16 protein-coding genes are annotated in these 17911 nt (G+C 67.0%); 10 read left to right on the top strand and 6 right to left on the bottom strand.

Translation table 11 applies throughout. The annotated features are described in order from the left end of the window. Positions 1–136: 136 nt before the first annotated feature. From mreB to tldD, 8 genes are all read left to right on the top strand, one after another. Positions 137–1174 (top strand): rod shape-determining protein MreB, encoded by a 1038-nt coding sequence (gene mreB, locus OXS31_RS04690; protein WP_007159533.1) that lies wholly within the window; start codon positions 137–139, stop codon positions 1172–1174. Between the two features lie 87 nt (positions 1175–1261). Beyond that, positions 1262–2470 (top strand): rod shape-determining protein MreC, encoded by a 1209-nt coding sequence (gene mreC, locus OXS31_RS04685; protein WP_155951352.1) that lies wholly within the window; start codon positions 1262–1264, stop codon positions 2468–2470. Continuing rightward, positions 2470–2958 carry a rod shape-determining protein MreD gene (mreD, locus tag OXS31_RS04680; RefSeq protein WP_007159531.1) on the top strand — a complete coding sequence of 163 codons (489 nt, stop codon included), beginning with the start codon at positions 2470–2472 and terminating at the stop codon, positions 2956–2958. The genes mreC and mreD overlap by 1 nt, the downstream gene beginning before the upstream one ends. A gap of 62 nt (positions 2959–3020) precedes the next feature. Beyond that, positions 3021–3629, top strand: coding sequence for a nucleoside triphosphate pyrophosphatase (locus OXS31_RS04675; RefSeq protein ID WP_267398123.1), 609 nt, complete (start codon positions 3021–3023; stop codon positions 3627–3629). A gap of 55 nt (positions 3630–3684) precedes the next feature. Next, positions 3685–5139 carry a ribonuclease G gene (rng, locus tag OXS31_RS04670; protein ID WP_007159529.1) on the top strand — a complete coding sequence of 485 codons (1455 nt, stop codon included), beginning with the start codon at positions 3685–3687 and terminating at the stop codon, positions 5137–5139. Positions 5140–5151: 12 nt separating this feature from the next. Beyond that, complete coding sequence (locus OXS31_RS04665; protein ID WP_267398122.1) at positions 5152–8988, top strand: YhdP family protein; 3837 nt, start codon at positions 5152–5154, stop codon at positions 8986–8988. Positions 8989–9046: 58 nt separating this feature from the next. Next, the gene (locus OXS31_RS04660) at positions 9047–9886 is read left to right on the top strand and encodes a carbon-nitrogen hydrolase family protein (protein ID WP_267398121.1); all 840 of its coding nucleotides are present in this window, start codon (positions 9047–9049) and stop codon (positions 9884–9886) included. Positions 9887–9997: 111 nt separating this feature from the next. Then, the gene (gene tldD, locus OXS31_RS04655) at positions 9998–11443 is read left to right on the top strand and encodes a metalloprotease TldD (RefSeq protein WP_007159526.1); all 1446 of its coding nucleotides are present in this window, start codon (positions 9998–10000) and stop codon (positions 11441–11443) included. A gap of 35 nt (positions 11444–11478) precedes the next feature. Here tldD and yjgA read toward each other — a convergent pair whose 3' ends face one another. Beyond that, positions 11479–12003, bottom strand: a complete 525-nt coding sequence (gene yjgA, locus OXS31_RS04650; RefSeq protein ID WP_007159525.1) for a ribosome biogenesis factor YjgA — start codon at positions 12001–12003, stop codon at positions 11479–11481. Between the two features lie 92 nt (positions 12004–12095). On the opposite strand from yjgA, the gene pmbA reads away from it, so the two are divergent. Then, complete coding sequence (gene pmbA / locus OXS31_RS04645; protein WP_027597095.1) at positions 12096–13445, top strand: metalloprotease PmbA; 1350 nt, start codon at positions 12096–12098, stop codon at positions 13443–13445. 222 nt (positions 13446–13667) lie between these two features. Next, on the top strand, positions 13668–14282 hold the full coding sequence (locus OXS31_RS04640; protein WP_007159523.1) for a superoxide dismutase: 615 nt from the start codon (positions 13668–13670) through the stop codon (positions 14280–14282). Positions 14283–14354: 72 nt separating this feature from the next. Here the strand turns inward: OXS31_RS04640 and OXS31_RS04635 are convergent, their stop codons facing one another. The 5 genes from OXS31_RS04635 to OXS31_RS04615 all read right to left on the bottom strand — a co-directional run bounded on the left by OXS31_RS04635 (position 14355) and on the right by OXS31_RS04615 (position 17895). Beyond that, a complete protein-coding gene (locus tag OXS31_RS04635; RefSeq protein WP_007159522.1) occupies positions 14355–14627 on the bottom strand; it encodes an HPr family phosphocarrier protein in 273 nt (90 codons plus the stop codon). A 31-nt stretch (positions 14628–14658) separates the two neighbouring features. Beyond that, positions 14659–15513 carry an RNase adapter RapZ gene (rapZ, locus tag OXS31_RS04630; RefSeq protein ID WP_007159521.1) on the bottom strand — a complete coding sequence of 285 codons (855 nt, stop codon included), beginning with the start codon at positions 15511–15513 and terminating at the stop codon, positions 14659–14661. A gap of 1 nt (position 15514) precedes the next feature. Further along, complete coding sequence (gene ptsN, locus OXS31_RS04625) at positions 15515–15979, bottom strand: PTS IIA-like nitrogen regulatory protein PtsN (protein ID WP_007159520.1); 465 nt, start codon at positions 15977–15979, stop codon at positions 15515–15517. Between the two features lie 18 nt (positions 15980–15997). Beyond that, positions 15998–16306, bottom strand: coding sequence for a ribosome-associated translation inhibitor RaiA (raiA, locus tag OXS31_RS04620; RefSeq protein WP_007159519.1), 309 nt, complete (start codon positions 16304–16306; stop codon positions 15998–16000). 89 nt (positions 16307–16395) lie between these two features. Further along, complete coding sequence (locus OXS31_RS04615) at positions 16396–17895, bottom strand: RNA polymerase factor sigma-54 (RefSeq protein WP_027602565.1); 1500 nt, start codon at positions 17893–17895, stop codon at positions 16396–16398. Between the last annotated feature and the right edge of the window lie 16 nt (positions 17896–17911).

Genomic DNA, 17911 nt, shown 5'->3' with positions numbered 1-17911 from the left:
AACGGCCCGGAAAAGCTCTCAATCTAGCATATCGGCGCCTTGCCCTAAATCCCTGCGATTGATAGAGTCTGCCGCACTTTTTTACCCGCACGTTTGTCCTGTCGCGTGCCTGCTTGTCACCGCCTAGGGTCACCTCATGTTCAAGAAATTGCGTGGCATGTTCTCCAGCGATCTGTCGATCGACCTGGGAACCGCCAACACCCTTATTTATGTCCGCGAGCGTGGCATCGTGCTCAACGAGCCGTCGGTCGTCGCCATCCGTACCCACGGCAACCAGAAGAGCGTCGTCGCCGTCGGTACCGACGCCAAGCGCATGCTCGGCCGGACGCCGGGCAACATCTCCGCCATTCGCCCGATGAAGGACGGCGTCATCGCCGACTTCAGCGTCTGTGAAAAGATGTTGCAATACTTCATCAACAAGGTGCACGAGAACAGCTTCCTGCAGCCCAGTCCGCGGGTGCTGATCTGCGTGCCCTGCAAGTCGACCCAGGTCGAGCGTCGCGCCATTCGCGAATCCGCGCTGGGCGCGGGTGCCCGTGAGGTGTTCCTGATCGAGGAGCCGATGGCCGCGGCCATCGGCGCCGGTCTGCCGGTCGAGGAAGCCCATGGCTCCATGGTCGTCGACATCGGTGGCGGCACCACCGAGATCGCCCTGATCTCGCTGAATGGCGTGGTCTATGCCGAATCCGTCCGCGTCGGCGGCGATCGCTTCGACGAAGCCATCGTCACCTATGTGCGCCGCAACTACGGCAGCCTGATCGGCGAATCCACCGCCGAGCGCATCAAGCAGGAAATCGGCACCGCCTACCCGGGCGGCGAGGTCCGCGAGATCGACGTCCGTGGCCGCAACCTGGCCGAAGGCGTACCGCGCAGCTTCACCCTCAATTCCAACGAGGTGCTCGAAGCCATGCAGGAATCCCTGGCGACCATCGTCCAGGCGGTCAAGAGCTGCCTGGAGCAGTCGCCGCCGGAGCTGGCCTCCGACATCGCCGAGCGCGGCCTGGTGCTGACCGGTGGTGGCGCCCTGCTGCGCGATCTGGACAAGCTGCTGTCGCTGGAAACCGGGCTGCCGGTGATCGTCGCCGAAGACCCGCTGACCTGCGTGGCCCGTGGCGGCGGCAAGGCGCTGGACATGATGGATCGCCACGCCATGGACCTGCTGTCCACCGAATAAGGCAGTTCCAGGCTACAGGCCCCGCTCCGGCTGCCCCTGGCGGCCGGAGCGCCGGGCGCGTTCTGCGAGGAACTCACCATCAAGCCGATTTTCAGCAAAAGCCCGGCGCTGGGCATTCGTCTGCTGATCCTGGCCGCCCTTTCGGTGGGTGTCATGGTCACCGACGCGCGCTTCGACTACCTGAAACCGGTACGCAGCGAACTGGCGCTGGTCCTCTCGCCCCTCTATGAGGTGGCGGGCTTTCCCCTGCGCGCCTGGGAAGGCGTCAGCGATCAGTTTTCCAGCCGCACCGAGCTGATGGCGGAAAACGAGCGACTCAAGGCCGAGCAGCTGCTGCTGCAGCGCCGTCTGCAGAAACTCGCCGCCCTCACCGAACAGAACGTGCGCCTGCGCGAGCTGCTCAATTCCGCCGCCCTGGTGGACGACAAGGTGCTGGTCGGCGAGCTGATCGGCGTCGACCCCAATCCCTATACCCATCGCATCATCATCGACAAGGGCGCGAAGGACGGCGTCTTCGTCGGCCAGCCGGTGCTCGACGCCAGCGGCCTGATGGGGCAGGTGGTGGAGGTGATGCCCTATTCGGCGCGGGTGCTGCTGCTCACCGACGTGACCCACAGCATTCCGGTGCAGGTCAATCGCAACGGACTGCGCGCCATCGCCGTGGGCACCGGCAATCCCGAGCGCCTGGAATTGCGCTATGTGGCCGACACCGCCGACATCAAGGAAGGCGACCTGCTGGTGAGCTCCGGCCTGGGGCAGCGCTTCCCGGCCGGCTACCCGGTGGCGACCGTGTCCAAGGTGATCCACGACTCGGGGCAACCCTTCGCCGTGGTGCGCGCCATTCCCACCGCCAAGCTCAATCGCAGTCGCTACATGCTGCTGGTGTTCAGCGACACCCGCACGCCCGAACAGCGCGCCAATGACGCCGCCGAGGCCCAGGAAGCCGCCGATCGCCACGCGGCCCAGCGCCCTGCTGCCCCGGCGAATCCGCCGCCGGCCGGCGCCTCGGCCGCTCAACCTGCGGCCGCCAACGCCACCCCGGCGCCCGCGGCCAGCAGCGGCAGTCGCAGCGCGACCCCGACCAAGCCACCGGCGGGGCAGGGCGGCAGTTCGGCTCATCCCGCCACGCCGACCAAGCCGCCCGCCAACGGCAGTGCGGCGCATCCGGCGACGCCGGCCAGGCCGGCGGCCCAGGGCGCGACCGCCACGCCCGCTCAGCCAGCGCCAGGCGCTAGCCAGTCGCAGCGCCGGCTCCAGCAACCCGCGCCGGAATTGCCCGACGAGGGTGATCGTTGATGGCGCTGCGCATCGGCCACAACGGGTGGGTGATCTGGCTCACCCTGTTGGTCGGGTTGCTGCTGTCCGTGGTGCCCATGCCCGAGTTCATGGAGATCGGCCGGCCGCTGTGGCTGGCCATGCTGCTGACCTTCTGGACCCTGACCCTGCCGCACCGCGTCGGCCTGCTCACCGCCTGGGTGATGGGCATCGCCGAAGACGTGCTCTACGGCAGTCTGCTCGGCCAGACCGCCCTGGTGCTGAGCCTGGTGGTCTTTCTCGTGCGTTCCCTGGCGCAGCGGCTGCGGGCCTTTCCGATCTGGCAGCAGAGCTTCGTGCTGCTGGTGGTCTATGGCATCGCCCAGCTGCTGGCGCTGTGGCTCAACGCCCTGGCCGGCAGCCGGCCGCCGACCCTGGTGTTTCTCACGCCCTCGCTGGTCAGCGCGCTGCTCTGGCCGTGGATCTATCTGCTGCTCCGCGGGCTGCGCCTCAGATTCGGCGTCAACTAGGCTGGTTTCACCTGCGACAGGCTGGCATTCTCCCGTCATCCCCTGTCGTCTGGTTGTTGTCGATGCCTCAGCTCTACCTTGCCTCCGCTTCGCCCCGCCGCGCCGAACTGCTCGAACAGATCGGCGTGGGCTTCCAGAAGGTCGCCGCAACCGTGGACGAAACCCCGCATCCAGGGGAAGCCGCAGACGCCTATGTCGAGCGCCTGGCGCGGGCCAAGGCGGCGATGGGCTGGCAGGTGCTGGCCGGTGCCTCCAGTGGCTGCGTGCTGGGCGCCGACACCTGCGTGGTGCTCGATGACCGGCTGCTCGGCAAGCCCCGGGATCGCGCCGACGCCCTGGCCATGCTCGCGGCGCTCAGCGGGCGCCGACATCGGGTGGTGACCGGCGTCGCCGTCGCCGATGGCGAGCGCTGCCTGAGTCGCGTGGTGCCCGCCGAGGTGGAATTCCGCCCCCTGGCGCCCGGCGAGGCCGAGCGCTACTGGGACACCGGCGAGCCGGCGGACAAGGCCGGCAGCTACGCCATCCAGGGCGCCGGCGCAGTCTTCGTGCGCAGCCTGCACGGCAGCTACAGCGCCGTCGTAGGGCTGCCGCTGTGCGAGACCGCGGAACTGCTGAGCGCTTTCGCCATCCCTTGTTGGCGGTCTGTCGGACGGCCGACCGCCCAGTCCTGAGGCGCCCGGCGCCTCGGCCTCCCTTCCGCCCTTCCACGTCGTCCAAGAGTCCTCCATGAGCGAAGAGATCCTCATCAACATCACTCCCATGGAGTCCCGTGTCGCCGTCGTGGAAAACGGTGTGCTGCAGGAGGTGCACGTCGAGCGCACCCTCAGGCGCGGCATCGTCGGCAACATCTATCGCGGGCGGGTGGTGCGGGTGCTGCCGGGCATGCAGGCGGCCTTCGTCGACATCGGCCTGGCCCGCGCGGCCTTCATCCATGCCGCCGAGATCTCTCAGCGCGAAGGCGCGGCGGTGGAAAGCATCAACGCCCTGGTGCGCGAAGGCCAGACGCTGGTGGTCCAGGTCACCAAGGACCCCATAGGCACCAAGGGCGCTCGCCTCACCACACACCTGTCGATCCCCTCGCGCTACCTGGTCTATATGCCGCGCACCTCCCATGTCGGCATCTCGCTGAAGATCGAGGACGAAGCCGAGCGCGAGCGGCTCAAGGCGATCATGGCGCGCTGCGTGGAGAGCGAGGGCATCGAGCACGAGGGCGGCTTCATCCTGCGCACCGCTGCCGAGGCGGCGCGCGAAGAAGACATCCTCGCCGACATCCGCTACCTGCGGCGCCTCTGGCAGCAGATCTCCGGCAATCTCCAAGGGCCGACGCCGGTGCCCATCTACGAAGACCTGACCCTGGCCCTGCGCGCCCTGCGCGATCTGGTCGGGCCGCGCACGGAAAAGATCCGCGTCGACAGTCGCGAGAATTTCCAGCGCATCGGCCAGTTCGTCGAAGAGCTGATGCCCGAGGTGGCGGCGCGGCTGGAGCACTATCCAGGGGAGCGGCCGATCTTCGACCTCTATGGCGTGGAAGACGAGATCCAGAAGGCCCTGGAGCGCAAGGTGCTGCTCAAGTCCGGGGGCTATCTGGTGATCGATCCCACCGAGGCGATGACCACCATCGACGTCAACACCGGCGCCTTCGTCGGCCATCGCAATCTGGAAGAGACCATCTTCAAGACCAATCTGGAGGCGGCCACCGCCATCGCCCGCCAGCTGCGGCTGCGCAATCTCGGCGGCATCATCATCATCGACTTCATCGACATGGAAGACGAAGAGCACCAGCGCCAGGTGATCCGCACCCTGGAAAAGCAGCTCGAACGCGACCATGCCAAGACCAACATCATCGGCATCACCGAACTGGGCCTGCTGCAGATGACCCGCAAGCGCACCCGGGAGAGCCTGTCCCAGGTGCTCTGCGAGCCCTGCGCCAACTGCCAGGGCCGCGGCATCCTGCGCACCGCGGAAACCATCTGCTACGAGATCTTCCGCGAGATCCTGCGCGAGGCGCGGGCCTACCAGGCCAATTCCTATCTGGTGCTGGCCAACCAGAAAGTGGTGGATCGACTGCTGGACGAGGAGTCGGGCAACGTCGCCGACCTCGAAGCCTTCATCGGCCGCACCGTCAAATTCCAGGTGGAGACCATGTATTCCCAGGAGCAGTACGATGTCGTGCTGCTCTAGGTCCGCGTCTTGATGGCCTTGCTCAAACGCGGCGCGCTGGGTCTGGCGCTGCTGGCGCTCGTTCTGGTGACGCTCTACCTGGGCCTGGGTCGGCTGCTCATGCCCTGGGTCGGCGAATACCGCAACGAGGTCGAGGCGCGCGCCGCGGCGGCGCTCGGCGAACCGGTGCGCCTGGGCCGGCTCGAAGGGCGCTGGGCCCGCTGGAATCCGGTGCTGATCCTGCGCGACCTGTCCTTGGGTCGCGGCGAAGGCACGGTGCAGCTGGATCATCTCCAGGTGGTGCCGGATGTCTTCGGCAGCCTCTGGCACCGCCAGCTGCGACTCAAGTCCGTGCAGGTCGATGGCGTCCATCTGGTGTTGCAGGAAGACCCTCAGGGACACTGGCAACTGCGCGGCCTGCCGCCCCGGGCACCGGAGGCCAAGCCCTTCGATCCGGGGCCCCTGCTCGATGGCCTGGCGCGTCTGGGCCATGCCAGTCTGCTGGACAGCCAGCTCAGCCTGATTCCCCAGCAGGGTTCGCCGGTGACCCTGAGGTACGCCGAGGCCAGTCTGTCCCGGCAGCTCGGTGGCGCCCTGGAACTGGCGACCCGATTCCGGCTGCCCGATGGCGGCACGGTCGCGGCGCACTTCACCGCCACGCCGCGTCCCGAGGACTGGCGCGCCAGCACCCTCGAAGGCTATCTCAGCCTGCCCGCCAGCGACTGGTCCCGCTGGGTGCCGGCGGCCCTGACCCGGCAGTGGCAACTGCGGCGTGCCCAGGCGGAAGGCGAGCTGTGGTTCGCCTGGGGCGAAGGGCGGCTGCAGCGTTCCCACCTGCGGCTGAAGGCGGATGACCTGACGCTCGCCTATGCCGACCATCCTCCGGTGCGCCTGCAGGCCCTGACCCTGGACGCCGACCAGCAGGCCGGCGACGCCAGCCAGTACCAGGGGTCCCTGGCGCTCAAGGCCCAGCTCGATGGCAAGCCGCTGGAGGCCCGCTATGGCCTGGGCTATGACAGCGCCGCCCAGCACCTGCAGGTGCGCGGCGACCAGCTGGATCTCAGGCAGGCTGCCCGGCTGGCGCGGGATCTGGCGCCCCTGCCGGCGCCGGTCGCCCAGGCGCTCCAGGCCCTGGCGCCCCATGGCCAGTTGCGCAATCTCAACGCCGACTTCTATCCGCAGAAGCCGTTGCGCGAGCGCCTTTCCTATGCGGCCAACCTGGAGCGGGTGGGCTTTGCCGCCTACCACGGCGCGCCGGCCGCCGAGGGCGTCACCGGCAGCCTGAGCGGCAGCCTGGGCGGCGGTGAGCTGCGCCTGGACACCACCGATTTCATGCTGCACCTGAGCGATCTCTTTCCCGAACCCTGGCGCTATCGCACCGCCAAGGCACGGCTGAGCTGGAGTCTCGACGACCAGCGCTTCACCCTGGGCAGTGCCCTGATGCAGGTCACCGGGCCGGAAGGCGCCGCCAGTGGCGACATGCATATCCAGCTTGGCCTGCATCCGGAGGTGGACAGCTACATGGACCTGCGCGTCGGCCTCAAGGATGGCGACGCCAGCTACACCCGCAAGTACCTGCCAACCAAGCTGCCGGCCACGGATTTCAGTCCGGAGCTGGCCCAGTGGCTGACCACTGCCATCGTCGGTGGTCGCATCGACGAGGGGATCTACCAGTACCAGGGCTCGCTGCGCCACGGCTCGCCGGCGCATTCGCGCACCATGAGCCTGTTCTTCCGGGTGCACGACGCCCAACTGGCCTATCAGCCCGGCTGGCCCGCCCTGCGCGAGGCCCGCGGCGATGTCTTCATCGAAAGCGACGGGGTCAAGGTGCAGGTCCCCGAGGGACGCATCCTCGACACCCGGGTCCGGGACGTCGAGGCGCGCATCCCGCTGCTGCACGATGGCAGCGCGCCGCACCTGCGGCTCGGCGCGCGACTCGACAGCAGCGTGCGCGATGGCTTGAAGATCCTCCAGGAAACGCCGTTGCCGACCGCCAAGGTGTTCGCCGGCTGGAAGGGCGAGGGTGCGCTCGCCAACAGCAGCCTGAATCTGGACATCCCCCTGGCCAAGGGACAGCCACCGGTGGTGGTGGTCGAGCTGACACCGGACAAGGCGCGTCTGGAATTGGCCGATCCCCAGCTGACCCTCACCGACCTGCGCGGCAGTTTTCGCTACGACACCCGCAGCGGCCTCAGCGCCCCCGACATCCAGGCGCGGGTCTTCGACCAGCCCATCCGCGGCCAGGCGCTGGCCGAAGGCAAACCCGACGATCCCCGCACGCGGCTGGTGGTGGATGGCCGCGTCGACGTCGACCAGCTGGCACGCTGGCTGGGCAGCGAAGGCCGACCCATCCCGGCGCGCGGCCTGCTCGGCTATCGCCTCGGTCTGATCCTGGCCGAGCACAGTGAGCTGGCGGTCACCTCGGATCTGCGCGGAGTGACCGTCGACCTGCCGGCCCCCTTCGGCAAGAAGGCCGACGAGTCGCGCGAAGGCTTCTTCAGCCTGGCGCTCAACGACGGCGAGCGGCGGGTGGAGGCGACCTACAAGGGCCTCGCCGACGCCGTGCTGATGCTCGACCCCAAGGCCATCGCCAAGGGCCGCGGCGAGATCGTGCTGGGCGGCGGCACCGCCAATCTGCCCACGGCCGCCGGCTACGACCTGCGCGGCCAACTGGCGGAATTCGACCTGGCGGCCTGGCAGGACGTCTATCAGCGCTATGGCAAGGCCAGTGGCGGTGGCAGTGCTGGCGCAGGGCAGGGCGGTGGCAACACCCTGGACATCTCCAGCCTCGGGCGGGGCGATCTCGGCTTCGGTCGTTTCCTGGCGTTCGGTCAGCAGATCGACAACCTGCGCCTCACCTATGAACCCCAGGGCAATGCCTGGCAACTCGGCCTGGCCAGTCAGACCATCGCCGGCCAGGTACGCATTCCGCGCCAGACCGGCCAGCCGATCGACATCAACCTGCAGCACCTGCGCATTCCCCAGACGCCGGCGGATCCCTCGGTGGAAAGCGCTGCGCCGCGTCCCGATCCCCTGGCCGACGTCGATCCGCGCGCCCTGCCGGCGCTGAATCTGGCCATCGACCGTCTGGAGCTGGGCGGCAGGCTGGTCGGCGCCCAGCGCCTGCAGGTCAGGCCCTCGCCGTCAGGCGCCAATTTCAACGCCCTGGATCTCGACCTGCGCGGCCTCAGGGTGCAGGGCGCCCTGCGCTGGGAAGGGGCGCCGGGGACGACCCACAGCTACTACCAGGGGCGTCTCGCGGGCGGCAACATCGCCGATATCCTGCTGGGCTGGAATTTCGCCTCCAGCGTCACCAGTCGCGATTTCCGCCTGGATGCCCGGGTCGACTGGCCCGGCTCGCCGGCCTATGTCGCCCTGGCCCGCCTCAATGGCAGCCTCGATGCCCGCTTCAACGACGGCCAGTTGCGCCAGGTGGAGGGCACGGCTTCGGCGCTGCGCATCTTCGGCCTGCTCAACTTCGAATCCATCCGCCGCCGCCTGCGACTGGATTTCTCCGATCTGTTCGGCAAGGGCCTGAGCTACGACAGCATCACCGGCGTGCTCGACGCCCAGCAGGGCGCCTTCCGTACCCGCAAGCCCATCAGCCTCAGCGGGCCGGGTGCCGAGATGAGTCTGCAGGGCCTGCTGGACATGGCCAGCAACCGCGTCGACGCCAATCTCAAGGTCGGCTTGCCGGTCAGCAACTCCCTGCCGCTGGCCGCGCTGATCGCCGGGGCCCCGGCCATCGGTGGCGCGCTGTTCATCGTCGATCGGCTGATCGGTGATCGCATCACCCGCATGGCCAGCATCAACTATCACATCGAAGGCCCCTGGCAGAATCCGACCATGACCACGGGCAAGCGCGATTGAGCATTGCCCTGCGACCGCCCCGCTGCTTAGGATGGACGCTCCCTTCTGGAGTGCCTGCATGTCCATAGCCATCCTGCAGATGGTCAGCGGCCCCGCGGTGACGGCCAATCTGCGCGCCGCCGAGCGCCTGCTCGAACGCGCTGCCGGGGCGGGCGCGCGCCTGGTGGTGCTGCCGGAAAACTTCGTCGCCATCGGCCATCCGGCGCCCGCCGAGCTGGCGCGGGCCGAGGCGCTCGGTCAGGGCGAGATCCTGCCCTGGCTGTCCAGCCGGGCGCGCGAGCTGGGGCTCTGGGTGCTCGCCGGGACCCTGCCGCTGCTGCCTGACGGCGCCACCGAGGGCAAGCCCTGCGCCTGTTCGCTGCTGTATGACGACCAGGGCCGCCGCGTCGCCCGCTACGACAAGCTGCACCTCTTCGATGCCGACGTCAGCGACAGCCAGGGCAGCTATCGCGAATCCGACCACTATGCCGCCGGCGAGACCCTCACGGTGGTGGACACCCCGGTCGGCCGCCTGGGCCTGAGCGTCTGCTACGACCTGCGCTTTCCCGAACTCTACGGCGCCCTGCGCGCTGCCGGGGCGGAGCTGATCAGCGCGCCCTCGGCCTTTACCGTGCCCACCGGCCAGGCCCACTGGGAGCTGCTGCTGCGCGCCCGGGCGGTGGAGACCCAGAGTTATCTGCTGGGCGCCGCCCAGGGCGGGGTCCATGCCAATGGCCGCAGCACCTGGGGGCACGCCATGGCGGTGGATCCCTGGGGCGAGGTGCTCGCCGTCCAGGCCAGCGGCGAGGCGGTGCTGCTCATCGAGCGCGATGCCGAGCGCCAGGCGGCGTTGCGTCAGCGGATGCCGGTGACCCGGCACCGCCGCTTCCTGCCGGCGCGCCTGGCCGAACGGCAATGACCACCATTGGTCTTTTGCATCAGGGCACCGAGACTTCCGCGAGTAGGCTAGAGGCCAGGTCGCGACCCTTTCATCGTTCCGACGCCCACTGTGGCGTCGTCTGGAGTTTCCATGAGTGATTACCTGAATAGCGTCGGCTCGGCCCTGCTGGGTCCCGGCGGACTCGCGGTGGACGATCTGCAACCCGTGCTGCAGCGGCTGGCCGGTCCCGGCATCGACGCCGCCGACCTGTATTTCCAGAGCATCGTCTCCGAATCCTGGCTGCTGGAAGACGGCATCGTCAAGGAAGGCGGCTTCCACCTCGACCAGGGCGTTGGCGTGCGCGCCCTGTCCGGCGAGAAGACCGGCTTCGCCTACAGCAACGCCATCACCGGCGAGGCCCTGGATCTGGCGGCCCAGGCCGCGCGGTCCATTTCCCGCAGCGGCGCCGAGGGTCAGGTCCAGGCGTTTCGCGCGGTGGAGCCGGCGCAGCGTCTCTATGGCCAGGACAATCCGCTGGACGTGCTGGATCGCGCCACCAAGGTCGCCTTCCTGAAGCAGCTGGACGAGGCGACCCGCGCCCTGGATCCGCGTATCCAGCAGGTCACCATCAGCCTGGCCGGGGTCTGGGAGCGCACCCTGGTGGCCGCGGTCGACGGCACCCTGGCAGCCGATGTGCGCCCACTGGTGCGCCTGGGCGTCAGCGTCATCGTCGAGCAGAACGGCCGCCGCGAGCGCGGCAACAGCGGCGGCGGCGGTCGCTGCGACTATCGCTATTTCCAGCGTGATGACCGTGCCCTGGGCTACGCCCGCGAAGCGGTGCGCCAGGCGCTGGTCAATCTCGAAGCCACCGCGGCCCCGGCGGGCACCCTGCCGGTGGTGCTGGGCGCCGGCTGGTCCGGCGTGCTGCTGCACGAGGCGGTCGGCCATGGCCTGGAAGGCGATTTCAACCGCAAGGGCAGCTCCAACTACAGCGGCCAGCTCGGTCGCCAGGTGGCGTCCTCGCTGTGCACCATCGTCGACGACGGCACCCTGCCGGATCGCCGCGGCTCGCTATCCATCGACGACGAGGGCACGCCCAGCGGCTACAACGTGCTGATCGAGAACGGCATCCTCAAGGGCTACATGCAGGACAAGCTCAATGCTCGGCTGATGGGCGTGGCGCCCACCGGCAATGGCCGCCGTGAATCCTACGCCCACCTGCCGATGCCGCGCATGACCAACACCTACATGCTGGCCGGCCAGAGCGATCCGGCCGAGATCATCGCCTCGGTGGAGAAGGGCATCTATTGCGCCAGCCTGGGCGGCGGTCAGGTGGACATCACCAGCGGCAAGTTCGTCTTCACCACCAACGAGGCCTACCTCATCGAGAACGGCAAGCTCGGACGCCCGGTGAAGGGCGCCACCCTGATCGGCAACGGCCCCGAGGTCATGAACCGGGTGTCCATGGTCGGCAACGACCTGGCGCTGGATGCGGGGGTAGGGACCTGTGGCAAGGACGGCCAGTCACTACCGGTGGGTGTGGGGCAGCCGACGCTGAAGATCGATGCCATCACCGTGGGCGGCACCGGCGCCTGATGCGGGCGCCGGCCGTGGCCATCGCGGACGGAAACCTAGCGCAGACCGCGCTGGGTTTCGTCGAGGGTGCGGATGTACTTGAAGACCTTGCGCGCCGCCGCCGGCGGCTTGTTGTGCGCCGCTTCGTGCTGGGCATGCCGCACCAGGCCGCGCAGGTGCTGGCGGTCGGTCTCCGGGTAAAGCGCCACGAAGGCCTCCAACGCCTGGTCGCCTTCGGCGATCAGCCGGTCGCGCCAGCGCTCCAGGGCGTGAAAGCGCTCGTTGTACTGCCGTGTCGAGGTGTCCATCTGGTCGACCAGCACCAGGATGGCTTCCAGGTCCTGGTCGCGCATCAGCTTGCCCAGGTACTGGACATGCCTTTTGCGCGCGATGTGCGTCTTGTGCTTGGGCGCCTCGGCCAGGGCCTTGCGCAGCGGATCGGTCAGCGGCAGGCGGTCCAGCTGCTCGGCTGGCAGCCCGGCCAGGCGTTCGCCCAGATCCTGCAGCGCATGCAGCTCGCGCTTGACCTGTGTCTTGCTCTTTTCGCCCAGCGGCGCGTCGTCGTCGTAAGAATCAACCATGAACTATGGGGTCCAGCTAAGAATGGGCGCCATCATAACGAGTTGCCGCACGGTTGTCCGGCCTGGCCGGCGCCGTCCGTAAGGAGAACGTCATGAATCGCAACGCCGCCGTGGGTCCCGCTGCGCTCCCCGAATTGCGCGAACAGGTCGAGGCCATCCTGGCCGAGGCCCGGCGCCAGGGCGCCAGTGCCGGTGAAGTGGCCGTCTCGGTCGACCAGGGTCTGTCCACCTCGGTCCGCAAGGGCGAGGTGGAAACCGTCGAATTCAATCGCGACCAGGGCTTCGGCATCACCCTCTATGCCGGTCAGCGCAAGGGCTCGGCCAGTACCTCCGCCACCGGTCCCGAGGCGATCCGCGAAACCGTGGCCGCGGCCCTGGCCATCGCCAAGCACACCTCCGAGGATCCCTGCGCGGGTCTGGCCGACGCCGAACTGATGGCGCGCGGCGAACTGCCCGATCTCGACCTCTATCATCCCTGGGACATCACCCCCGAGCAGGCCATCGAGCAGGCGCTGGCCTGCGAAGCCGCGGCCTACGCCGCCGACAGCCGCATCGGCAATGCCGACGGCACCACCCTCAACACCCACCAGAGCTGCCGGGTGTACGGCAACAGCCACGGCTTCGTCGGCGGCTATGCCAGCACCCGGCACAGCCTGAGCTGCGTGATGATCGCCGGCAGCGGCGAGGCCATGCAGCGCGACTACTACTACGACGTCAATCGGATCGGTCACGAGCTGATGAGCGCCGAGGAGATCGGTCGCCGCGCCGCCGAGCGCGCCGTGAGTCGCCTGGGGGCCAGGCCGGTGCCCACCGCCAAGGTCCCGGTGCTGTTTTCGCCAGAGATGGCCGCCGGCCTGTTCGGTACCTTTCTCGCCGCCATTTCCGGCGGCAACCTCTATCGCAAGTCGTCCTTCCTCGAAGGCGCCCTGGGCCAGCAGGTGTTTCCCGACTGGCTGACCCTGGACGAGCGGCCGCACCTGCCACGCGCCTTGGGCAGCGCCGCCTTCGACGGCGAAGGCCTGGCCACCTACGCCAAGCCCTTCGTCGAGAACGGCCAACTGGTGTCCTATGTGCTCGGCAGCTATTCCGCGCGCAAGCTGGGCCTGCAAAGCACCGCCAATGCCGGCGGCGTGCACAACCTGCACGTCAGCCATGGCACGGCCGACCAGGCCGAGCTGATCCGGCAGATGGGCACGGGCTTTTTGGTCACGGAAATGATGGGGCAGGGCACCAATCTGGTCACCGGTGACTATTCCCGGGGCGCCGGCGGCTTCTGGATCGAGAATGGCGAGATCCAGTTTCCGGTCCAGGAGGTCACCATCGCCGGGCGGCTGGGTGACATGTTCCGCCAGATCCTGGCGGTGGGCAGCGATGTGGAACGTCGCGGCAGTCTGCGCACCGGTTCGGTCCTGATCGATGGCATGACCCTGGCGGGCAGCTAGAAGGGCGGTGGAAGCCGTCGCGATGAGGAAAATCCTGTCGAACGGGAGACAGCCCACCCCGTTACTCGTTAGTATCCTAGCAATGCACTAGGACATAGCCGTGCGGTCGAATCCACTGACCGGACGGCCAAGGCTTCAGACGGTGCGCCGTGGCGCACCAGCCGTACACCCCAACGCCCAAGGGCGTGGGTCCATACCAAAGCCACCATGGAGACAATCCGCATGCCGCATACTCTGCCTCAGCTGCCCTACGCCTACGACGCGCTGGAACCGCACGTCGATGCCCAGACCATGGAAATCCACCATACCAAGCACCACCAGACCTACATCAACAACCTGAACGCGGCGCTGGAAGGCACCGAGTTCGCCAACCTGTCGGCCGAAGACGTGGTTCGCCAGCTGGACAAGCTGCCCCAGGACAAGCGCGGCGCCGTGCAGAACAACGGTGGCGGCCATGCCAACCACAGCCTGTTCTGGACCGTGATGGCCCCCAATGCCGGCGGCAAGCCCGAAGGCGCCCTGGCCGAAGCCATCGAGTCCCAGCTGGGCGGCTTCGACGCTTTCAAGGAAGCCTTCACCAAGGCTGCCCTGACCCGCTTCGGCAGCGGCTGGGCCTGGCTGAGCGTCACCCCCGAGAAGAAGCTGGTGGTCGAGAGCACCGGCAACCAGGACAGCCCGCTGATGACCGGCAACACCCCGATCCTCGGCCTGGACGTCTGGGAGCACGCCTACTACCTGCGCTACCAGAACCGTCGTCCCGAGTACATCGGCGCCTTCTTCAACGTCATCAACTGGCCGGAAGTGTCCCGTCGCTACGAAGCGGCGCTGAACGCCTGAGTCGACGCCCAATGAAAAAGCCGCCCTCGGGCGGCTTTTTTTATCGGAGCTGCGACTGGCGCGGGGGGCCTGTCACTCGCCCTCGTCGAAGTAGTTGTTGATCAGCTCGACCAGGGCGCGCATGGCCTCGTCGCTCTGCTCACCCTCGGTTTCCAGCTGCAGGACCGTGCCCTTGCCGGCGGCCAGCATCATGACCGCCATGATGCTCTTGCCATCGACCGGCGATTCGCCACTGCGGCCGACGCGGACGCTGGCGGGATAGCGGCCGGCCACGCCGACGAACTTGGCCGCCGCACGGGCGTGCAGGCCCAGCTTGTTGATGATGGTGATCTGTTGGGCAGGCATTGAGTCTGTCCTTGTCGAAACAAAACGGGCGTCAGAGATCGCGGTGACGGATCTGGACGTTCTTGAGCAGGTTCTTGAGTTCGCGACCCAGGCGATCGGCCAGATAGACCGAGCGGTGATGACCACCGGTACAACCAATGGCCACGGTCACATAGGACCTGTTGTTGGCGGCAAAACGCGGCAACCACTTCACCAGGTAATCGCGGATGTCATTGTACAGGGTCTCTACCTCGGGCTGTTGCTCGAGATAGTCCCGCACCGGGGCATCCAGTCCGGAAAAGTCGCGCAGGTCCGGTTTCCAGTAGGGATTGGGCAGAAAGCGCACGTCGAACACCATGTCCGCGTCCACCGGCAGGCCCCGCTTGAAGCCGAAGGATTCCACCAGATAGGCGGTGCCGGGCTCTGGGGCGTTCAGCAGGCGCAACTTGAGGATGTCGCGCAGCTGATAGAGATTCAGGTGAGTGGTGTCGATCTTCAGGTCGGAGAGGTCGGCGATGGGCGACAGCAGCACCTGCTCGTCGTGAATGGCCTCGGCCAGGGATCTTTCCTGGTTGGACAGCGGATGCCGGCGACGCGTCTCGGAAAAGCGCTTGAGCAGCGTCTGGTCATCGGCGTCCAGATAGAGGATGTCGCAGCGGATGTTGCGGCTGCGTACCTGTTCGAGCAATTCGGGAAAGCGTTGCAACTGGCTGGGCAGATTGCGGGCATCGATGGACAGGGCGACCTTGGGCTGGGGCCGCTCCATGTCGGTCAGGGCATGCTGGGCCAGATCGGGCAGCAGACTGGCCGGCAGGTTGTCGATGCAATAGAAGCCATTGTCCTCAAGCACGTTGAGCGCCGTACTCTTGCCCGACCCGGAACGTCCGCTCACGATGATGAGGTGCATGTCAGTGTCCGCTCTGGGCCTCGACGACGATCTGATAGAGCGCCTGGCTATCCTTGGCCTTGCGCAGCCGCTCGCGGATGTCGGCGCGATCCAGGATGCCGGCGATCTGGCGCAGCAGGGTGAGGTGCTGTTCGGTGGCGGCTTCCGGGACCAGCAGGACGAACACCAGGTCTACCGGCGCGCCGTCGAGGGAATCGAAGTCCACTGGTTGCTGCAGGTGGAAGAGCACGCACAGCGGTTGCTGCAGACCCGCCAGGCGGCAGTGGGGAATGGCGATGCCATTGCCGAAACCGGTGGAGCCCAAACGCTCGCGCGCCATCAGGCATTCGTGGATGTGCGCGGCGTCGTGGCCGGGCAGTTCCTGCGCGGCCAGCTCGGCGATGCGTTCCAGTACAGCGGCTTTGCTGCCGCCCGGCGCACCCGTCTGGGTGCGGCCGGGGGTCAGGATGTTTTCGAGTCTGATCATAAAGCGGCGATCGAAACCTCAGCGGACGCCGACGCCCTGCTGGCGTTCGATCGATTTTTCCTTGTGTTTAATCAGTTGGCGGTCGAGCTTGTCGGCCAGGAGATCGATGGCGGCATACATGTCGTCGTGCTCGGCATTGGCGACCACTGCGGCGCCGGCGACGTGCAGGGTGGCTTCGGCTTTCTGCTTGAGCTTGTCCACTTCCAGGATCACCTGGACGTTGGTAATACGGTCGAAGTGCCGTTCGAGGCGGGCGAGTTTCTCGCCGATGTAGTCACGCAGGGCTTCTGTCACTTCAAGCTGATGGCCACTGATGTTGACTTGCATACCGCTTCTCCTTATTGCCGGGCTACGATCGGCGAAGCTGCTCGCCGACATGACAAGGGTCGATCGAGGCACGGTCACATCAGGACGCGTCAGATGAGACGCTTGCGTTCGCTGGACGGAGCGATACCCAGGGATTCCCGATACTTAGCCACCGTGCGACGAGCGACTTGTATACCTTGCGATTCCAGTAAACCAGCGATCTTGCTGTCACTCAACGGCTTTTTCGCGTTTTCCGCCGCCACCAATTTCTTGATGATCGCGCGGATCGCGGTGGAGGAACATTCGCCCCCCTCGGCGGTGCTGACGTGGCTGGAGAAGAAGTACTTGAGTTCGTAGATGCCACGCGGGGTGTGCATGAACTTCTGGGTGGTCACCCGGGAGATGGTCGATTCGTGCATGCCCACCGCCTCGGCGATGTCGTGCAGGACGAGCGGCTTCATGGCCTCTTCACCGTATTCGAGAAAGCCCCGCTGGTGCTCGACGATCTGGGTCGCCACCTTCATCAGGGTCTCGTTGCGACTCTGCAGGCTCTTGATGAACCAGCGCGCTTCCTGCAGCTGGTTGCGCATGTAGGTGTTGTCGGCGCTGCTGTCGGCGCGCTTGACGAAGCCGGCGTACTGGGGATTGACCCGTAGGCGCGGGACGGCTTCCTGGTTGAGCTCCACCAGCCAGCGCTCGTTGTGCTTGCGCACGATGACGTCCGGTACCACGTATTCGGCCTCGCCGGACTCGATCTGCGAGCCGGGGCGCGGGTGCAGGGTCTGGATCAGTTCGATGACGGGCTTGAGTTCGTCTTCCTTGATCTTCATGCGGCGCATCAACTGCGCATAGTCGCGACTGCCGAGCAGATCCAGGTAGTCGCCCACCAGGCGCTTGGCCTCGCCGAGCAGGGGGAGGCTGGCCGGCAGCTGGGCCAGCTGGATCAGCAGGCACTCGCGCAGATTGCGCGCGGCGACGCCGGCCGGCTCGAATTGCTGGACGCGTCGAAGCACCACCTCGACTTCGTCGAGATCGACTTCCAGTTCGGGATCGAGAGAGGCATGGATGTCTTCCAGGCTTTCCTGCAGATAGCCATCGGTGTCGATGCCGTCGATGATCGCCAGGGCGATCAGGCGGTCGAGATCCGACATGGGCGCCAGGTTGAGCTGCCAGAGCAGGTGGGTCTGCAGGCTTTCGCCGGCCGAGGTGCGGGTGGTGAAGTCCCACTCGTCGTCGTCGTTGCTGGGCAGGCTGCTGGCGCTGGTCTGGTAGATGTCTTCCCAGGCGGTATCCACCGGCAGCTCACTGTCGCTGGGGATGCGTTCGCTCCACTCGGACTCGTCGGCCATCTCGTTGGTGGCGACCGAGGTTTCCTTGAAGTTGATTTCGGTACCGCCGGGATTCGCCAGCTCGTCGCCTTCGCCCGAGGCGTCGCTCTGGTCGAAGTCTTCACCTTCTTCCTGGCGTTCCAGCATCGGATTGGATTCCAGGGCTTCCTGGATCTCCTGCTGCAGGTCGAGCGTCGAGAGCTGGAGCAGACGTATGGCTTGTTGCAGCTGCGGCGTCATCGTCAGCTGCTGGCCCATCTTGAGGACTAGCGATGGTTTCATGGCTGCGGAAATACAC

It is taken from the genome of Pseudomonas sp. GM_Psu_1, assembly GCF_026544185.1.
Lineage (GTDB): Bacteria > Pseudomonadota > Gammaproteobacteria > Pseudomonadales > Pseudomonadaceae > Chryseomonas > Chryseomonas oryzihabitans.
The sequence above is the reverse complement of the archived record's forward strand: the minus strand, read 5'-3'. Positions and strand labels throughout refer to the sequence as shown.